This window comes from Mesobacillus sp. MER 48 (genome assembly GCF_023714225.1).
Lineage (GTDB): Bacteria > Bacillota > Bacilli > Bacillales > Cytobacillaceae > Mesobacillus > Mesobacillus oceanisediminis_A.
In genome coordinates, this window is sequence record NZ_JAMAUR010000001.1 from 1,020,524 (window position 1) to 1,038,065 (window position 17,542).

Genomic DNA, 17,542 nt, shown 5'->3' on the forward strand with positions numbered 1-17,542 from the left:
CTTTTCCCATAAAAAAAATCCTTCCCGATATGGGAAGGACTTCAATTATGATTGCACAAGCATGCGATTCAGGGCAAGCTTTGCGTTGAATGCTGTTTCTTCATCGACTTTTATGAGGTTGATTTCCTGACCCTGGATAGCCGATTCCAGACTCCAGGCAAGGTGCTGGAGGTCAATCCTGTTCATCGTCAAGCACGGACACATATGAGGATTCAATGAAATGATTTTTTTATCTGGATGCTGGGAAATCAGCCGGTTTACCAGATTCATTTCGGTACCAATCGCCCACGATGAGCCTGCAAGCGACGCTTCAATTGCCTCAATAATATAATTCGTTGATCCTGCCATGTCTGACAATGCCACTACCTCATGACGGCATTCTGGATGGACAATGACTTTCATATCAGGATATGCTGCCCGAACATCCGCGATATTTTCCACCGTGAAATTTTCATGTACCGAACAATGTCCTTTCCAAAGAATCACTTTTACCTTTTCAAGAGGGCCATCATACTCAAGAATATTTTCAATCGGATTGTAAACGGCCATTTCATCAAGCCCAATTCCAATGTTAAAAGCCGTATTCCGGCCCAAGTGCTGATCTGGAAGGAAAAGCAGACGCTCTTTTTTTGAAAAAGCCCAGCGAACCATCTTCTCGGCGTTTGAGGATGTAACGGTAGCTCCGCCATTAGCGCCGACAAATGATTTAATTGCTGCAGTAGAATTGACATAGGTCAATGGCAAAATCGTATCTCCAAACAGCACCTGCAGGTAATCCCAGGCGCGTTCTGTCTGGTAAATATCAGCCATATCTGCCATTGAACATCCGGCTCTCATATCCGGCAGGTAGACCTTCTGATTTTCAGTTGTTAAAATGTCAGCCGTCTCGGCCATGAAATGAACTCCGCAAAAAACAATATGCTCCGCTTCCCTGTTATCGGCAGACAGCTGGGCAAGTTTCAGTGAATCGCCTGTCGCATCGGCAAATTTGATGACTTCATCTTTTTGATAATGATGACCAGGTATGAACAGCTTTTTGCCCATTTTCCCCTTAATGTCCTTAATCATGCCCTCAAGCTCCTGAACCGACATGTTCCGGTATTTCTCAGGGAGCATTTTTGATTTAGCTTCGAGCGCCTCCAATATATTCATATTGTACATCCCCTTTCGTTTCAGCCATGACCTTTGCGCTAATATCCAATGATTTTACAGAGTGCGTGAGGAATCCCAGTGATATATAATCAACTCCGCAACTCCTGTAGCTATGCAGTGTATCGAGCGTGATGCCGCCGGAGGCCTCGGTTGCTATTCCTTCCGGTACATAGCCAATCCATTCTTCAATTTGTTCCGGCGTGCGGTTATCGAACATGATGCAATCTGCTTTCGCTTCAATCGCTTCAAGCAGCTGCTCCTTTGTTTCGATTTCCACCTCTACTTTCACCATATGTCCAAGGTTTGACCTGACTGCTTCCACTGCCTTGCTGATCGAGCCCGCAAAAGAGATATGGTTGTCCTTGATCATAACCGCGTCATACAAGCCGTAACGATGATTGAACCCGCCACCGCATCGAACTGCATATTTTTCAAGCATCCGCAGGCCGGGGGTTGTTTTTCGTGTATCACAAATCCTTGTCTTCGTGCTGTCCAATGCTTTTACAGCTTCGTTTGTTTTTGTGGCTATTCCGCTCATTCGCTGCACGAGGTTCAAAACGACTCTTTCCGCTTTTAATAGTGCGGAAACCTTGCCGGTAATCAACGCCAGTTCCTGACCTTTGCCAACCTTTTCGCCATCCTTTACCTTCATGGTAACCTGGCTGTTCTCATCCATCAGCCTGAAACCAAGATCGATAATCTGCTCTCCGCAGAAAACCCCTTCATCCTTCGCAATGAACACCAGGATTCCCTTACTTTCATTTGCGAAAATCAATTCACTGGTGACGTCACGCTCGCCGATATCTTCAATGAAAAATTGTTCAAGTAGCAAGCGCAGTTTGATTGAATTCATGCTTACCATCCTTTCGGTTTTTTCGCTGATGGATGATTTGTTTTTTCATCCAATTGGCATTATCTTCATATGGAAAATCTTCACGATAATGACCGCCCCTGCTCTCTGTCCGCTCCAATGCAGACTGGGTGACCAAGGTGGCGGTAATATACATAAACAGGCTGATTAATTGTGCTGGCGATAAGTGGTCCAGGTCAGCGTCCAGCCACTTATCGTGATTAAATTGAGCAAGCCATTCAGCCTGAAGGGTGAGCTGTTCCTTAGTCCTTACAATCCCGGCTCTGTCCATCATGGTTTGTTTTAGCATGTCAGGAACCGGCAGTTTACCAGCGAAAAAGGTTTTTACATGAACAGGCAGATTGTTGCCAGTCTCCTTGTCAGCCCGTTGGCTGTTGATCCAATCAGCGAGATTGCCGCCGACAAACATTCCTTCCAATAGAGAATTGCTTGCCAGTCTATTCGCCCCGTGGATGCCGGTACACGCTGCCTCACCGATTGCATACAATCCTGGGATGCTTGTTCGTCCCTGCAAATCTGTCTTAATTCCTCCCATGATAAAATGACTGCCGGGAACGACAGGAATCAGACCTTTTTCCATGTCTATCCCATGCTGAGTGCATAGCTTGCTGATCGTGGGAAACCTCGAGCTGAAATCCTCAATGTAGGATATATCCAAATAAATTTGAATTCCTCTTCGAGAATAATCATAGATTGTTTGCGAAACAATATGCCTCGGTGCCAGGTCCTTTAAAGGATGAATGCCTGCCATGATTTGTTTGCCATCTTCAGTGACCAGCAGCGCACCTTCGCCCCTGACTGCTTCCGAAATAAGCCCCCTCGTCTTTCCATCCACATATAACAGTGTCGGGTGGAACTGGACAAACTCCATATCCGCCAATTCAACCCCTGCTCTATAGGCAAGGGCAATTCCATCACCGCTTGCCGTTTCTGCATTGGAAGTAAAAGAGAAAATCTGGCCACAACCGCCCGTTGCCAGCACCACATGTGGAGCAAGGTAAATCTCATTTGATCCATCTGGCAGCTTCGCCTTCACCCCGATACATCTTGATTTTTCCTGATTTAAAATAAGGTCATAAACAAAAGTCGATTGTTCAACGGTTATATTGGAGGCTAGATCAGAAATCAGAAACTCGACCATATGCCTGCCTGTCTCGTCACCCCCGCTGTGGACAATCCTCTTTTCACTGTGTGCTCCTTCCATTCCCAAAAGCAGATTACCATTTTCATCTTCATCAAAACGGCAACCTGACTGCCATAAACCATTGATCAGCTCAGGAGCCTTTTTCGTCATTTCCAATACAGCTTTGGCATTATTGTGGTGCGCTCCCGCTTCCATTGTGTCGAGATAATGTAAGTAAGGATCGTCCCCCGGAGCAACGGCTGCGGCCACCCCGCCTTGTGCAAGATAGGAATTTCCTTTTGTCAGATTTTCTTTTGTGAGAATCATCACATTTAAATCCTTCGTTAACTTATTGGCCAATTGCAGTGCGGCAATGCCGCTGCCAATAATAATCACATCATATTGTTTCATAGATTGATAGCCTCCTGGATTAACAGGTGTCTTGACATATATATTTACACAGTTTTACACTATTGACAAGAACTTTTATTCTTTGAAACTAATACAGGAAAGCAAAAGGGGCAAAGCAGTTCACGTGTTGTCAGCTTGTGACCGTATAGCTGAGGATACCGCTTTTTCGGGCACATGTTCCAGCTTCTTGTGACCGTAATGCCGAGGATTTTTCTTTTTCGGGCACATGTTCCAGCTTCTTGTGACCATAATGCCGGGGATTTCTCTTTTTCGGGCACATGTTCCGGCTTCTTGTTACCGAAATGCCGGGGATTTTTCCTTTTCGGGCACATGTTCCGGCTTTTTGTGACCGAAATGCCGGGGATTTTTTTTTGGGGGCACATGTTTCACTTTCCTGGAAACAGACCCTGGGAATGATCATTAAAACAAATCGGAGGAGCGAACCTATGAAATATTTCGATTATGCTGCTACATGCCCGCTTGACCGGGATGCTGCAGATATTTTTATCAAAGCATCGGCAGAGTACTTTGGAAACAGCCAGAGTCTTCACGAAGCGGGCTCTGCAGCGGCTAATCTCCTTGAGAGCTGCAGACAGGAATTTGCCAGGTTGCTTGATGTCGAAGAAGCAGGGATATATTTTACAAGCGGAGGGTCTGAAGGGAATTTTCTTGGGATTATGGCGCTTCTCTCTGCAAAAAGAAAAAACGGCCGCCACATTATTACCGGTGCTGCTGAACATTCCTCAGTTTATAATTTGATGAAAAAGCTGGAGGGAGAAGGCTGGGAAATCACATTCCTGCCATTGGACGAGGACGGAAGAATTAAGATTGACACCTTTATCAAAGCTGTTCGGCCTGAAACAGTGCTCGTTTCCATTCAGCATGGCAACCCGGAAATCGGAACCCTCCAGCCGGTCAAAAACATCGCTGAATACTGCAGGACCAATGGAATCCTGATCCACACAGATTGCGTGCAAACCTTTGGAAAGATACCAATGGACTCTCTTGCACGTTCCGTGGATGCCCTGTCTATTTCGGGCCACAAGTTTTACGGACCAAAAGGAACTGGAGTCGCCTATGTCAATCCGAAGCTTGCCTGGAAGCCATATATTGATGGTACCGTGCATGAAAAAGGCTTCAGGCCCGGCACTGTCAATGTCCCGGGAATAGCCGCCATGACCGCTGCTGCCCATAAAGCGCACTCACTGATCAAAACAGAGAATGATCGACTTAAAGAGTTAAGGACTATTCTTGTTGATCTTCTTACAGGATCAAAAAGCCCATATAAGTTATTTGGCGTAGAAGGGGACGATCAGCTGCCAGGAATCGTGGGAATGGCCATAAAAGGCGTGGAGGGGCAATTTGTCCTGCTGGAATGTGACCGTAGGGGATTCGCGATTTCAACCGGGACAGCCTGTCACACAGGACTATTAAGCCCTGCCAGAACCATGACGGCAATGGGCATCAATAGCAAAGAAGCAAAGGAATTTTTCAGGATTTCATTCGGGCGGACTACTGCAGCCGATGATGTGGTCGAACTTGGGAAACTCCTGGCGGTCATCTCTGGAAAGGTCGCAGCCGTTTAACTTCAGGCTGATTTATGGTAAAATTCACGAATGAAGAAGTCGAAGGAGAGATCGGTTATGAAGGAACCTACGAAAATCCTTGGGGATGAACGCCGGGAATTCATCCTGAAGCGCCTGCAGGAAAGCCGTGAGCCGATTACCGGCGGCGAGCTGGCAGCCATTACGAACGTAAGCAGACAAGTCATTGTCGGTGATATCACCCTGCTAAAAGCAAAAAATGAACCTATCATCGCTACAAGCCAGGGTTATTTATACATGCACGCCTCCCGGCCAACAGAGGCGGAACGGATCATTGCCTGCTCACACGGCCCTGAAAGGACTGAAGAAGAACTTTTGCTCCTTGTCGATCATGGTGTAACGGTAAAAGACGTGAAAATCGAGCATCCTGTGTATGGCGACCTGACCGCTTCCATCATGGTCTCGAACCGTTACGAAGTGAAGCAGTTCATGGAAAAAATAAAATCCACCAATGCTTCCTATTTATCAGAATTGACCGACGGCATCCACTTGCACAGCATTTCAGCCCCGACGGAAAAAGCACTGGATGAAGCGGAAGAAACGCTTAGAAAAGCAAATTTCCTTATTGATTTAGAACAGTAGAAATGCAAAAGATCCATCAGTGGCTGATGGATCTTTTTATATTTTATGGCTGGAATAGCTTCCGAGCATTTTAACGGTGCAGCCCAGTGCCTCCAGTTCGGCTATGGCCCCTGGAATCAAGACGTCATCCATTTTAAAATTGATATCAATAATGAAAAAATATTTTCCGAGACCGGTTTTCATCGGGCGGGATTCAATTTTGGAAAGATTGAGCTTCCTCCATGAAAATGCCGACAGGACCTGATGCAATGCTCCTGCCTGATCTGAAGGCAGGGTGATCATCAAGCTGGTCTTGAAATCTTCGCCCTTGTCGAGTTGAAGCTTGTTTTCCGGCTTTGTGAGAACTGCGAAGACAGTATGGTTATAACTATAATCATGGATATTTTGCTGAGCCATGGCCAGTCCTTCATATTCTTGTGCAGCAAGACTGTTTGCGATCGCCGCGATATTCCGTTCCGGATGATCTTTGACAAATTTGGCCGCTGCGGCTGTTGAAGCCATATGTTCGTGCGGTACTTTTTTAAATTCTTTATGTAAAAACTTATGGCACTGTGCAAGTGCGTGCGGATGGCTGCAAATTAGCTCCGCATTTCTCCAGTTTTCCAAATTGTCCTGGTGTACCAGCAAATGCTGCCTGATTGGCACCACCGCTTCACCAACAATCTGGAGATCTGTTTCATGGACAAGGTAATCGACTGTTAAGTTAACAGAACCTTCGATTGAATTTTCCAATGGGACAATCGCTGCGTCAATCTCCCCTTCTGTGGCCGCATCCATGCATTCTGGTATGCTGACGAACGGAATCCGCTCCGCTTCATGAAACAACTGCCTGGCTGCGTAATCTGTAAACGTCGCTTCTGGTCCAAGATATCCTACTTTCAAATCCATACCTCCCCCTGCTGTTATCTTTAAGCGCCTGTTCCCAGCACTTCAACTTTTTCTACAAATTCCATTTTTCTCAGCCTTGTCAGCATCTCGTCCATTTCGACTCTCATTTCGGTGATATTCAAGCTTAGCGTCACATTCGCCCTTCCCTGCAGAGGAATGGTCTGATGGATGGTCAAAACATTGCAGCCAGTAGCCGCAACAGTGCTCAGCAATTCCGATAGTGTCCCAGATCGGTCTTCAAGCTGAAAAAACAGTGAAATGATCCGCTCTTTCACAACCGTATGGAACGGAAAAACAGTATCACGGTATTTGTAAAAGGCGCTCCGGCTCAAGTCGACCCTCTGGACTGCATCCCAGACCGACTCCGCTTTGCCCCGTTCAATCATTTCCTTTGCCTCAAGCGTTTTTTTCATTGCTTCCGGCAGGACATCTTCCCGAACGAGATAGAATTTTTTATCTTGATTTTCCTTCATCTCAAATCACCCCATCAGAATGCTTCCTACTTTAAAGAGGAAAGCCGATTAGCCTTTTGGCTAATCGACTCCCTGTCACCACCTGAGGCCTACTCTACGAATTCAAATTCATATTCCAGAAGCTTGACCGTATCTCCATCTTTTGCTCCTCTTTCACGGAGAGCATCATCAATACCCATGCCGCGCATCTGGCGGGCAAACCTTTGTACAGATTCATCTCTTGAAAAATCAGTCATTTTGAACAGCCTTTCTATACTGTCACCCGAGATAACAAATGTTCCATCCGGTTCGCGAGTAATCTGGAATTCCTGTTCTGCTTTTTCATGCTTGTACATAACGCGGTTTTCGTCTTTTTCCAATACCTCTTCATCAATGAGAGGGAACTCCGGCGTCTTTTCAATCAGGTCAGCTACTGCGAATAACAATTCACGCAGGCCTTCCCTCGTCACAGCTGAAATTGGGAAAACAGGATGTTCATCCCCGACTTTTTCCTTGAACACTTTAAGGTTCTCTTCCGCATCTGGCATGTCCATTTTATTGGCGACGATGACTTGCGGTCTTTCCGTCAGCCTTAAATTATATTCCTTCAACTCATTATTGATTGTCAGATAATCTTCATATGGATCGCGGCCTTCCGTCGCAGCCATATCGATTACATGGATGATGACCCTTGTACGTTCGATATGACGCAGGAACTGATGTCCGAGTCCCACTCCGGAGTGCGCTCCTTCAATAAGACCTGGCAAATCAGCTAAAACAAAGCTTCTTCCGTCTTCTGTTTCAACCATGCCCAGGTTTGGAGCGATAGTCGTGAAATGATATTCAGCGATTTTCGGCCTGGCTGCTGACACAACGGATAATAATGTCGATTTTCCTACACTTGGAAAACCTACAAGCCCTACGTCAGCAAGCAGCTTTAATTCCATGATGATTTCGCGTTCCTGGCCTGGCTCCCCTTTTTCGGAAAGTTCAGGAGCCGGATTGGCAGGTGTAGCGAAACGTGAGTTGCCACGTCCGCCGCGTCCGCCTTTAGCGATGACAGCCTGCTGGCCATGCTCCACCAGGTCAGCAATGATCGCGCCAGTTTCAGCATCAGATACGATTGTCCCTGGAGGAACCTTGACAATCATATCCTTGGAGTTTTTGCCATGCTGGTTCTTGGACATTCCGTGCTCGCCGCGCGGTGCCTTGAAATGGCGCTGGTACCTGAAGTCCATCAGCGTGCGCAGCCCTTCTTCCACCTGGAAGACTACATTTGCGCCGTTACCGCCGTCGCCGCCAGCCGGGCCGCCCTTCGGCACATATTTTTCGCGTCGGAACGCGACCATGCCATCGCCGCCGTCGCCGCCTTTTACATAAATCTTAACCTGATCGACAAACATTATGTCATTACCACCTGTCTGAAATTTGTTATTCGCTTTTTATGTTTCCCTAGAGTGTTTCCACGAAAACTTCGATTGTCAGTTCTCCTTCAACCACGCCATCGGAAATGATTTTTATCTTGTTTCCCGGCTTCTGGTCAAGGAAGCTTTCTAAGCGATTTTTATCCTTTATTATTCCGCTAAAATCAAAAAAGAACCCGATTCCTTTCTCCTGCGGTTCAATTGTAACGGAGAGATGATTTTCCTGATATGGTTCAATTGAAGAATTCAATGTTTCAAAAAGCTGCTTAGTCCAGTCTGTCAAAAGCTGGTCATCTAATCTGTGGAAGTTTTGGGAGTCCATAACCTCGTATTCCAGCTGGAAATGATTACTCTCCCAATTGCAGGTTAACAATGTAGAGGCAAACTGGGGAAGACGTAAATTTGATAGCTTTGCATCCTGCCTGGCTTCCATGATGATTTCTTCAATGATCTCTTTAGCCCGGTCCACTTTATTCAGCGATAAATTCCCTTTAATTAATTGAAGCTTGTTCATCCAATCATGGCGCTCATGGCGCAAAACCTCGATTGTATCCCACTCTTTTTTCATACACATACTCCCTACTCATAAGACTTGCTTGGTGTAAGTATAACAAAAAAGCCATTCTGCGTAAGCTAATTATGTATTTAAGTTAGTTGGATCCTTTTTTATTTATAGAGCACTAAGCCATAAAACGAAAGAAAACCCTAACCGAAGTGGTTAGGGCTTCTCTTTAGCTTACGCTTCTTGAGCTGCTGGATAAACACTTACTTGCTTGCGGTCGCGGCCAAGACGTTCGAATTTAACGACGCCGTCAACCTTAGCGAATAGAGTGTCATCTCCACCTTTACCCACGTTTACACCTGGGTAGATTTTAGTTCCGCGCTGACGGTAAAGGATAGAACCACCAGTTACGAATTGACCGTCTGCACGCTTAGCGCCTAGACGCTTTGCGATAGAGTCACGTCCGTTCTTAGTTGAACCTACACCCTTCTTAGAAGCGAAGAATTGAAGATCTAATCTTAACATTTGTTCCACCTCCTACTTTTTGAAGGTTAATTTTATGTGCTTTCCGTACTCTTGTTCCATCGATTGCAATGTAATGACCATGCTTTCAAGGAGTAATTGGATTTTCTCCTGTGTCTCCTCCGGCAAATTGTCGGGAATTTCACAGCGGAGAAAACCATCGGCACCTTGTTCAATGTCCGGGGTGACACCTGTCAATCCAATGATGGAATTGACTGTCCCAATCGAGATGGTGGAAACACCTGCACAGACAATGTCGCTGCCATGGGCAGCATATCCAGCGTGGCCGCTGATTGTAAACGACTGGATGCGTCCGGATTTTGTACGATTAATCGTTGCACGAATCATAGCAATCCGCCTTTAATTAAGCGTTGATCTTTTCGATAACTACTTTAGTGTAAGGCTGACGATGACCTTGCTTCTTACGATTGTTCTTTTTCGCTTTGTACTTGAAAACGATGATTTTCTTTTGACGGCCATTCTTTTCAACTTTAGCAGTTACAGTTGCGCCTTCAACTACAGGGCTTCCAACTTTAACGTTCTCGCCACCAACAAAAAGAACCTTGTCAAAAGTTACAGTTTCGCCTTCAGCAGCGTTTAGCTTTTCAATGTAGATTGCTTGTCCTTCTTCTACCTTTACTTGCTTGCCGCCAGTTTCGATAATTGCGTACATTCCAGTGCACCTCCTCATTAGACTCAGACTCGCCATCAGCAGGCGTTTGCAGATTGCAAAGCTTAATTACCTGTTGTGAGCGGTTGTAGCACGGGTGCTACAAACAATAACATTAAAATACTATCATATGCCGAGTAAAAGTGTCAACATATAATCCATGTTCTTTTAATGGCCAGCTTTGGTTCGATCCTGTTCTGTCGAAGCACCAGCCTGAAGAATTTCAAAAAAAGGTCTCGCCGCGTCTGACACCGAGAATTTTATCTTATAACCAAGCGCTTTTTCAAGCCTCAATTTATGGATATCAGCTTCACCGGAAAAATGGCGAATCACTTCATCAGTAGCGGAAATAAGCATTTCTTCGTAATCGGAATTTTTATATTCCCACAGCTCACGCTCAAGCTTGTAAGCCACTGTTTCCGAGCTGAGCACCTGCCCCGTTCCTCCGCATGTCCCGCATTTTTCCGTCAGTGTCTCGGCCACTGACTGCTTTGTCTTCTTCCTTGTCAGCTGAAGGATGCCAAGTTCAGTAAAACCGACAATCCGGCTGCGGCGATCATCATGGATCAGTTCTTTCTGAATGGCTTTCAACACCTTGTCACGCTCTCCGCTATTCTTCATATCGATGAAATCAATCAGAATGATGCCAGCCAGATCCCGGAGCCTGATCTGTCGTGCTGCTTCCACTGCCGCCTTTATATTCGTTTTTATGACCGTGTCACGCAAATCCGTTTTTCCTGAAAACTTCCCCGTGTTCACATCAATCATCGTCAGCGCCTCACCCTGGTCGATAACCATGTAGGCGCCTTTATCCAGCCAGACGACTCGCTTCAGCAGCCGCTCAATCTCCGGCTCGATTTTATAAAAAGAAAAAACAGGTTCTTTTCCATTATAAAATTCAAGCTCAACCCCTTCTGGAACATGGAGGTCAATTTTCTTCTTGAATTCAAGACAGTCCACGATGACAGTTCCATTTTTAACAGCTGCCAGTGCGGACAATGCCTGTTCAAAAAAATAATCCCGGCTAAAAACAAGACCTGGCTTTTTCATTCCTGAAGCAGACTTTTCTAATTCAGCATACAGGCTTCGCTGCTGATCGAGCTCCCTGATTATCACTTCTTCTTGCTGGTTCAGGCTTTCAGTCCGGAAAATGAGTCCTTCTTCATCCGTTTTTACCTGGCTCGCAAATTCTTTCCATCTGGCTCTCGTTTCACTGGAATCTGCCTTTTTGGAAACAGCTATGTATTTGCCCATCGGCATATAGACAATATTCTCTCCCGGCAGTTCGATGACCCCTGTCAGTCTTGCTCCTTTGGTCCCGGCCGCATCCTTTTCCACCTGCACTAGCAGCTTTTCGCCCTGATGGACATAAGATCCAAGCGGGATATTCGCTTTGTTTTCCTTGTCTGACAGAACATAGGAAGATAGCTTGTCTTTTTGTAAAAATCCGCTTGTTCCTTCGCCAAAGTTGACGAACGCCGCATTCATTCCCGGAATCACTTTTTCGACAATACCAAGATAAATATTTCCGACCAGCGATTGCTGGCCCGGCTGCTCGATATATATTTTTTCAACTTCACCATTTTTAACCAAAGCGAAGCGCTTCTCTCTTAAATTTGCATTGATGATTAACTGGTCCATCGTTTCTCCCTACTCACAAAAAATACAGCGCAAAAGGTGTCTGCGCTGCATTCATTATCCTATTTTAATAGGTGTAAAGCAAATCTCCTATTTTGGCGGTCAGTAATTTTTCACTGAAGAAAGCATGGAGCAATTCATTCTCGTCAATCACCATTTCCTTTCCATTCTGCTGCTTGACGATGATCGGATGCTTGCAGCCGCGCTGGAACCTTTCGAGCACATGGCCGACCATTTCATTCTCACTGGTATTGATGGGTTTCAGCTCGCGCAAATCCACTTGCTTGCCATAGTGTCTTTCCATCAAGAAGCGCATGAATGTAAAGCGCCGCTGCTTCCATTCAAAATACAGCGAAAATGCCAGGAAGCCTATGATGACCCAGACATTCAACGTCTGCGGTGCGATGAACAGCAGGGAAGCAGAAAAGATCAGCAGCGCTGCAACTGAACCATATAAGGTACGCAGATGGGCTTCCTGGAAAGAGGTGTTCATCGATAGCAGAATGAACATCAGCTTCCCGCCGTCCAAAGGCCAAATCGGTATGAGGTTGAAGACCAGGATCATCAGATTATACTCCATGAACAACGTATGCCATTTTTCGGGGAAAACCCCTGCGATGAAGAACAAATAGGAAAGCCCCAACATCCAGACATGCTGTAATGGTCCTGCGAGCACGACAACCAGTTCTTCTTTTAGCGGCCTGTTCCCATGCTCATCCACCTCAGCGACACCGCCAAATGGCAGCAAGGCGATTTTCTTGATTCTCCACGAAAAAAAAGAGGCTGCAGCACCATGTCCCATTTCATGAACAAAAATTATCAGCAGCACCATCATCAGCTCTATAAAATGCGCAGTCGCAACAGCAAGGGCGATGACCACCCAGAGTAAAGGATGAATCTGTACTTTCCGCAATAATTCAAAGTTTTTATTCAAACTTGATCACCTGGACGGGATCGACGAAATCATCCCCTTTTTTAATAGCGAAATAAAATGAACCTTTAAGACCGTCCTCGCTGTCCATCGCTGTTCCCACCTTCGCACCTTTGGAAATGTACTCATAAAGATTCACATCAATTTTGTCCAGGTTCCCATACCAGGTTTCACTCTTGTCCCCATGTTGGACAATCACCGTTTTACCAAATCCCTCTTTCATGCCGACAAAATGGACAAGGCCTTCATTCATCGCCTCAACACCCGCACCCTTGCCAATTTCAATCATGATCCTCTGTCCATTGTCGCCAAAATCCTCAAGAATCTTCCCAGAGGCAGGAAGCGCATATTGGCTGCCAGATGCAACCTCATTCTCGCTATCTTCATCAGCATTTTTTGCCGGAAGAAGTGCCAATGGCTTGCCAAATTGATCCTCATACCAATCTGAAACAGCAGCAAACTGGAACTCCTGCTCCATCGTATGATTCACGTATTGCTGGACCGACACAGCTTTTTCAGAAGGGCTCCGGTAAATAATCGCCACAATCAAAACAAGGCAAGCAGATGCAAGCACCTTGAACAAAAACACTTCCTTCTTGAATAACGGATGGCCCCCTTCCCCTGGACCCATATCATAGGATGGGAGCCTGTCAAAACCATGCCGTTCTTCCTCCGTAGAGAAAAAACGGTTATGGTTCGTTTTCTCCATCCTCTCCCGCTCCCGTTTCCGCTTCATCATCCTTCTTCGTATATCGTCAGCTCTCGAGTTCATCCAATCCCCACCAATCCCCTTGTACTCAATGTTAGTACAAGTTTATGACCTGTCCCACAAGAGTATGACATTTTTGGGGGAGTGGAAGGCTTAGAAAATTCAATAACCAATATCAATTCACAGTTTTTCTGCTGGAGACCCTTTGGGTAAGAAAAGTGGGTTGACTCTGACACTTTTCATAATAGAAACCATTATGGTTGCTACCGTAATCCAGCCACTTGCTCTCTTTTGGGCGGAGTACTGGTTGTGCTGCGACCGTATTCCGGCCACTTGCCTTTTTTCGGGCGGAGAACTCGTTGAGCTGCGACCGTATTCCTCCCACTTTCCTTTTTTCGGGCGGAGAACTCGTTGAGCTGCGACCGTATTCCTCCCACTTTCCTTTTTTCAGGCGGAGAACTGGTTGTGCTTCTACCATATTTCCACCACTTGTCTTTTTTCGGGCGGAGAATTGGTTGTGCTTCTACCATATTTCCACCACTTGTCCTTTTTCGGGGGGAGAACTGGTTGTGCTGCGACCGTATTCCGGCCACTTGTCCTTTTTCGGGCGGAGAATTGGTTGTGCTGCGACCGTATTCCGGCCACTTGTCCTTTTTCGGGCGGAGAATTGGTTGTGCTGCGACCGTATTCCGGCCACTTGTCCTTTTTCGGGGGGGGAGAACTGGTTCTAGCTGAGGACTACTCCCCACAAAAGTAAAAAGCACCTACTGTCCCGTGATAGCCGGGAGGAAGCAGGTGCTTTATATTTAGCGTACACCAAAGAATTTCTTGATCTTCGAAAATACGCCTTTGCTTTCAGTATCAAGCTGTTGCAATGGTACGGATTCGCCGAGGATCCTTCGGGCAATGTTCCTGTAAGCGATGGAAGCTTTGCTGTTTGGATTCAGCGCAATTGGTTCGCCGTGATTGGATGCTTTGATGACTTCATCATCATCCGCTACGATCCCTATGAGATCGATGGATAAATGTGTGGTGATTTCATCGACATCAAGCATGTCGCCATTTTTCATCATATGGCTGCGGATCCTGTTGATGACCAGTTTCGGCGATTCAACATTCTCTTCTTTTTCTAGCAGGCCGATGATCCTGTCAGCGTCCCTTACAGCCGAAACTTCAGGTGTAGTGACAACGATTGCCTTGTCTGCACCGGCAACAGCATTCTTATAGCCTTGCTCGATTCCAGCCGGGCAGTCGATGACGATATAATCATAATCCTGCTTAAGTTCATTGACCAATTTCCTCATTTGCTCAGGCTGGACCGCTGTTTTGTCACTTGTCTGTGCAGCTGGAAGCAAATAAAGGTGATCATCGAAGCGCTTGTCTTTTACAAGTGCCTGATGGATTTTACATCTGCCCTCAATGACATCGACAAGATCATAAATGATGCGGTTTTCAAGTCCCATGACAACGTCCAGGTTGCGCAACCCAATATCTGTGTCAATCAGACAGACTCTTTTGCCTTGAAGGGCCAAAGCTGTACCTATATTGGCAGAGGTTGTCGTTTTGCCGACCCCGCCTTTTCCGGATGTAATTACAATCGCTTCTCCCACTTTTAAAGGCCTCCTTCGAATCTAGTTAAATTAGGTCTTTTTTTCATTAAAACTTGCAATCTATCAACAACGATTTGCTTTGTATCTGATATGTACGCACATTCCATTGCACGATTTTCGTCCTCAGGCACCTCGTCCGGAGCGCGATTTATGCAGTCACTGATCCTAAGCTGCGAAGGCTTCATGACAGAAGCAGCAATCACTGCTTCATCATTGCCGGCCGAACCTGCATGTGCAATCCCTTTTAACGCACCCATGACAAATATATTTCCGGTAGCCTTGACTGTTCCCCCGGGATTAACATCACCAATGAGCAGCAAGTCACCCGTTATTTCAAGGACCTGGCCTGAGCGGATTACCTTGGCAACCGGAACGATTTCCGTTTCCTGGCGAAGTTTTTCGGCTTCATCCCTGGAAATGACATTCGTCTCAAGGTCATCAACGATCAAATTCCTCTTTTGCCGGATCAAGTCTTTCAGCTCTTCTTCCTGGGTCTTCGTAAGGTATCTGTTCCCTACCTTCACCTTAACAGAAAGCAGCTGCTGCTCCTCCTGGACACGAGTGGAATTCGATAACTTCCTCTCCAACTCTTTTTTCAAGTCGTCATAAGAACAAGTATCATCCAAATGGAGCGTAAGACCGTCTTTTGTCCCTTTAATTGTCACATTTTGTGTTTTCTTCATACTGGATGTTCACCTCAAACGAAAAGCGCAAGCACCTTGGTACCTCGACGAGTGTTAGAAGGCCTACCACTGAAGTCGTTCTTTGACTTCAATGATTGGATTGAAACGTCTCGAAGGGCTAGGCGCTGGAGCTAGACACTAATCTAAGTGTAAAAGTAAAACTTAAAGCGCAAGACAATTGTCTGCTAAAAAAATAAATTTCATATAGTACCTAAAAGGAATTCGACAATCGCCTGCCAAATTCCTTTATTTCCATATCCATGATTGCTTTTTTCTTCATAATGCTTCTATTCCATGGTAAAGTCCCTTTGAAATCTCCGTATGGATCCCTTAATCATGCCTGAGTCTGTCTGCGGCGTTCTCGAATTGCTTTTTGAACGGATAGGCAGCCAAAATGATAAAGGCCAGATTCAAAATCAAGGTAGGGACTAGTCTTATTTTAACATAGGTCGAAAAGTCCAGGTCAGTAATTTTTATTAACAGCATCATCTCATAGACCCCGAGTTCCAATAACGCAATCCCCAGAAGAGACAGGATGGAAACAACCAGCACATTGGTTTGAAGAATCCTGATCATGTATGTGAACAAATAGGCAATGACCGGAAACATGAAAAGATAAATCCCGATAATTTCTGTGTATACTAGATCAAAAAGCAGTCCAAAAATGATTCCGTACAGAATTCCATGTTTCGGACTCAGATATGCGGTAAGAAACAAAATCCCAGCCATCAGGAAATGCGGCACGAGGATACGGTCACTATTAAATAATTCAGCTGGCAGCAGTTCAACAAACAAACTTTCCAGAATGAATAAGAAAACGAAAAGCGCGGGGAGCAGGAAACGGATCAATTGCCTTCCTCCTCACCTTCGCTATCTTCCAAGCTTTCTTCAAGGTCTACAGAGACCATGGATTTCTTGACAACCATGACATGTTCCAAATCATAGAGATTTGCTTCCGGTTTTATATAGGCTGTTTGATTCAAGCCAAATTGATCAGGGACGACATCGACGACCTTGCCAATCGGCAAGTCTTTTGGAAAGATACCACCCATTCCTGTCGTAACGACGTTTTGCCCTTTTTCGATTTTGGCATTGTACGGAAGGCCTTTCAGTAAAAGCAGTTCTTTTTTCTTGTCATATCCTTCAATTGTGCCGTAAAGCGGCTTATCTGCCTGAAGGATGGCGGATATCCTGTTGGTAGGATCGATCGAGCTGACCAATTGGACTGTGGCTGAAAACGGCGTTGTGCTCTTTACTTTGCCAATCAGCCCCTTAGACGTGATGACAGCCATGTTTTTTTCCACACCGTTGGACGCACCTTTATTGATGATGATCAACTCATTCCAGCGTTCAGGGCTTCTGGCAATCCTGACGGCCTGGATTGGTTCATAGTCTGCAAGCGATTCTTTTTTATCTAAAATTTCCTGAAGCTCCTCGTTTTCTTTTTCAAGGGAGTATACTTTGGCTTCAAGGCGGGCCATATCATCAACGCGTTTCTTCAACTCTTTGTTTTCCTGATATGTATTTTGCAAGTCTTGAAGGTTTTCAATAAAGCCTGCAACATAATTAACTGGTCTGGATACAATGGATTGCACCCAGCTGGTCGAGTCTTTGACAAATTGCTCCGGCCATGTTAATTCTTCTCTTTCCCTCAAAGAAAAACCAATCAATGCCACGAGGACTATAATGCTCACAAGAAGCATTATCAGGCGTTTATTAAAAAAGAACTGTGGCATGATTCACACCTCTAATCTAAAAATATGGATGACA

The 17,542-nt window shown here is 45.6% G+C and carries 19 protein-coding genes and 1 other annotated feature; of the genes, 2 read left to right on the plus strand and 17 right to left on the minus strand.

The window, feature by feature from the left end; all coding sequences use genetic code 11:
* Positions 1–45 precede the first annotated feature (45 nt).
* Genes nadA through nadB form a run of 3 tightly spaced genes read right to left on the minus strand, consistent with a single transcriptional unit; the run spans position 46 to position 3,557 of the window.
* A complete protein-coding gene (gene nadA, locus M3593_RS05250; protein ID WP_251540999.1) occupies positions 46–1,152 on the minus strand; it encodes a quinolinate synthase NadA in 1,107 nt (368 codons plus the stop codon).
* The gene (gene nadC / locus M3593_RS05255; protein ID WP_251541000.1) at positions 1,124–2,005 is read right to left on the minus strand and encodes a carboxylating nicotinate-nucleotide diphosphorylase; all 882 of its coding nucleotides are present in this window, start codon (positions 2,003–2,005) and stop codon (positions 1,124–1,126) included. Before nadC ends, nadA begins: the two co-directional genes overlap by 29 nt.
* A complete protein-coding gene (gene nadB / locus M3593_RS05260) occupies positions 1,974–3,557 on the minus strand; it encodes an L-aspartate oxidase (RefSeq protein WP_251541001.1) in 1,584 nt (527 codons plus the stop codon). Before nadB ends, nadC begins: the two co-directional genes overlap by 32 nt.
* Before the next feature lie 446 nt (positions 3,558–4,003).
* On the opposite strand from nadB, the gene M3593_RS05265 reads away from it, so the two are divergent.
* Positions 4,004–5,143 carry an IscS subfamily cysteine desulfurase gene (locus M3593_RS05265; RefSeq protein ID WP_251541002.1) on the plus strand — a complete coding sequence of 380 codons (1,140 nt, stop codon included), beginning with the start codon at positions 4,004–4,006 and terminating at the stop codon, positions 5,141–5,143.
* Between the two features lie 57 nt (positions 5,144–5,200).
* Complete coding sequence (locus tag M3593_RS05270; protein ID WP_144477743.1) at positions 5,201–5,743, plus strand: transcription repressor NadR; 543 nt, start codon at positions 5,201–5,203, stop codon at positions 5,741–5,743.
* Between the two features lie 36 nt (positions 5,744–5,779).
* Here M3593_RS05270 and pheA read toward each other — a convergent pair whose 3' ends face one another.
* From pheA to mreC, 14 genes are all read right to left on the minus strand, one after another.
* On the minus strand, positions 5,780–6,625 hold the full coding sequence (gene pheA, locus M3593_RS05275) for a prephenate dehydratase (RefSeq protein WP_144477812.1): 846 nt from the start codon (positions 6,623–6,625) through the stop codon (positions 5,780–5,782).
* Between the two features lie 26 nt (positions 6,626–6,651).
* Positions 6,652–7,104 carry an ACT domain-containing protein gene (locus tag M3593_RS05280; RefSeq protein ID WP_144477741.1) on the minus strand — a complete coding sequence of 151 codons (453 nt, stop codon included), beginning with the start codon at positions 7,102–7,104 and terminating at the stop codon, positions 6,652–6,654.
* An 89-nt stretch (positions 7,105–7,193) separates the two neighbouring features.
* Positions 7,194–8,486, minus strand: coding sequence for a GTPase ObgE (gene obgE / locus M3593_RS05285; RefSeq protein WP_144477739.1), 1,293 nt, complete (start codon positions 8,484–8,486; stop codon positions 7,194–7,196).
* A 49-nt stretch (positions 8,487–8,535) separates the two neighbouring features.
* Positions 8,536–9,075 carry a Spo0B C-terminal domain-containing protein gene (locus M3593_RS05290; RefSeq protein ID WP_144477737.1) on the minus strand — a complete coding sequence of 180 codons (540 nt, stop codon included), beginning with the start codon at positions 9,073–9,075 and terminating at the stop codon, positions 8,536–8,538.
* A gap of 168 nt (positions 9,076–9,243) precedes the next feature.
* Positions 9,244–9,534 carry a 50S ribosomal protein L27 gene (rpmA, locus tag M3593_RS05295; protein ID WP_079509900.1) on the minus strand — a complete coding sequence of 97 codons (291 nt, stop codon included), beginning with the start codon at positions 9,532–9,534 and terminating at the stop codon, positions 9,244–9,246.
* Positions 9,535–9,546: 12 nt separating this feature from the next.
* Positions 9,547–9,879 carry a ribosomal-processing cysteine protease Prp gene (locus M3593_RS05300; protein WP_144477735.1) on the minus strand — a complete coding sequence of 111 codons (333 nt, stop codon included), beginning with the start codon at positions 9,877–9,879 and terminating at the stop codon, positions 9,547–9,549.
* 16 nt (positions 9,880–9,895) lie between these two features.
* Positions 9,896–10,204 carry a 50S ribosomal protein L21 gene (rplU, locus tag M3593_RS05305; RefSeq protein WP_144477733.1) on the minus strand — a complete coding sequence of 103 codons (309 nt, stop codon included), beginning with the start codon at positions 10,202–10,204 and terminating at the stop codon, positions 9,896–9,898.
* 15 nt (positions 10,205–10,219) lie between these two features.
* Positions 10,220–10,299, minus strand: a sequence feature (ribosomal protein L21 leader region).
* Between the two features lie 70 nt (positions 10,300–10,369).
* Positions 10,370–11,842, minus strand: a complete 1,473-nt coding sequence (locus tag M3593_RS05310) for an Rne/Rng family ribonuclease (protein WP_251541003.1) — start codon at positions 11,840–11,842, stop codon at positions 10,370–10,372.
* Between the two features lie 64 nt (positions 11,843–11,906).
* Positions 11,907–12,773 carry a M50 family metallopeptidase gene (locus M3593_RS05315; RefSeq protein ID WP_251541005.1) on the minus strand — a complete coding sequence of 289 codons (867 nt, stop codon included), beginning with the start codon at positions 12,771–12,773 and terminating at the stop codon, positions 11,907–11,909.
* On the minus strand, positions 12,766–13,542 hold the full coding sequence (locus tag M3593_RS05320; protein ID WP_251541007.1) for a M23 family metallopeptidase: 777 nt from the start codon (positions 13,540–13,542) through the stop codon (positions 12,766–12,768). The genes M3593_RS05315 and M3593_RS05320 overlap by 8 nt, the downstream gene beginning before the upstream one ends.
* 743 nt (positions 13,543–14,285) lie before the next feature.
* On the minus strand, positions 14,286–15,089 hold the full coding sequence (minD, locus tag M3593_RS05325; RefSeq protein WP_144477725.1) for a septum site-determining protein MinD: 804 nt from the start codon (positions 15,087–15,089) through the stop codon (positions 14,286–14,288).
* 2 nt (positions 15,090–15,091) lie between these two features.
* Entirely contained in the window at positions 15,092–15,772 is a 681-nt protein-coding gene (gene minC, locus M3593_RS05330; protein ID WP_144477723.1) for a septum site-determining protein MinC, read from the minus strand.
* 330 nt (positions 15,773–16,102) lie between these two features.
* On the minus strand, positions 16,103–16,621 hold the full coding sequence (gene mreD / locus M3593_RS05335) for a rod shape-determining protein MreD (RefSeq protein ID WP_144477721.1): 519 nt from the start codon (positions 16,619–16,621) through the stop codon (positions 16,103–16,105).
* Positions 16,618–17,508, minus strand: a complete 891-nt coding sequence (mreC, locus tag M3593_RS05340) for a rod shape-determining protein MreC (protein WP_144477719.1) — start codon at positions 17,506–17,508, stop codon at positions 16,618–16,620. The genes mreD and mreC overlap by 4 nt, the downstream gene beginning before the upstream one ends.
* Positions 17,509–17,542 lie beyond the last annotated feature (34 nt).

Excerpts from the sequence above, each read along its gene's own strand:
- M3593_RS05265 (WP_251541002.1), top strand. The coding sequence starts at position 4,004 with ATGAAATATTTCGATTATGCTGCTACATGCCCGCTTGACCGGGATGCT.
- nadC (WP_251541000.1), bottom strand. The coding sequence starts at position 2,005 with ATGAATTCAATCAAACTGCGCTTGCTACTTGAACAATTTTTCATTGAA.
- mreC (WP_144477719.1), bottom strand. The coding sequence starts at position 17,508 with ATGCCACAGTTCTTTTTTAATAAACGCCTGATAATGCTTCTTGTGAGC.
- M3593_RS05320 (WP_251541007.1), bottom strand. The coding sequence starts at position 13,542 with ATGAACTCGAGAGCTGACGATATACGAAGAAGGATGATGAAGCGGAAA.
- M3593_RS05310 (WP_251541003.1), bottom strand. The coding sequence starts at position 11,842 with ATGGACCAGTTAATCATCAATGCAAATTTAAGAGAGAAGCGCTTCGCT.
- nadA (WP_251540999.1), bottom strand. The coding sequence starts at position 1,152 with ATGAATATATTGGAGGCGCTCGAAGCTAAATCAAAAATGCTCCCTGAG.
- rplU (WP_144477733.1), bottom strand. The coding sequence starts at position 10,204 with ATGTACGCAATTATCGAAACTGGCGGCAAGCAAGTAAAGGTAGAAGAA.
- obgE (WP_144477739.1), bottom strand. The coding sequence starts at position 8,486 with ATGTTTGTCGATCAGGTTAAGATTTATGTAAAAGGCGGCGACGGCGGC.
- M3593_RS05280 (WP_144477741.1), bottom strand. The coding sequence starts at position 7,104 with ATGAAGGAAAATCAAGATAAAAAATTCTATCTCGTTCGGGAAGATGTC.
- minC (WP_144477723.1), bottom strand. The coding sequence starts at position 15,772 with ATGAAGAAAACACAAAATGTGACAATTAAAGGGACAAAAGACGGTCTT.
- nadB (WP_251541001.1), bottom strand. The coding sequence starts at position 3,557 with ATGAAACAATATGATGTGATTATTATTGGCAGCGGCATTGCCGCACTG.
- M3593_RS05270 (WP_144477743.1), top strand. The coding sequence starts at position 5,201 with ATGAAGGAACCTACGAAAATCCTTGGGGATGAACGCCGGGAATTCATC.
- M3593_RS05300 (WP_144477735.1), bottom strand. The coding sequence starts at position 9,879 with ATGATTCGTGCAACGATTAATCGTACAAAATCCGGACGCATCCAGTCG.
- rpmA (WP_079509900.1), bottom strand. The coding sequence starts at position 9,534 with ATGTTAAGATTAGATCTTCAATTCTTCGCTTCTAAGAAGGGTGTAGGT.
- M3593_RS05290 (WP_144477737.1), bottom strand. The coding sequence starts at position 9,075 with ATGAAAAAAGAGTGGGATACAATCGAGGTTTTGCGCCATGAGCGCCAT.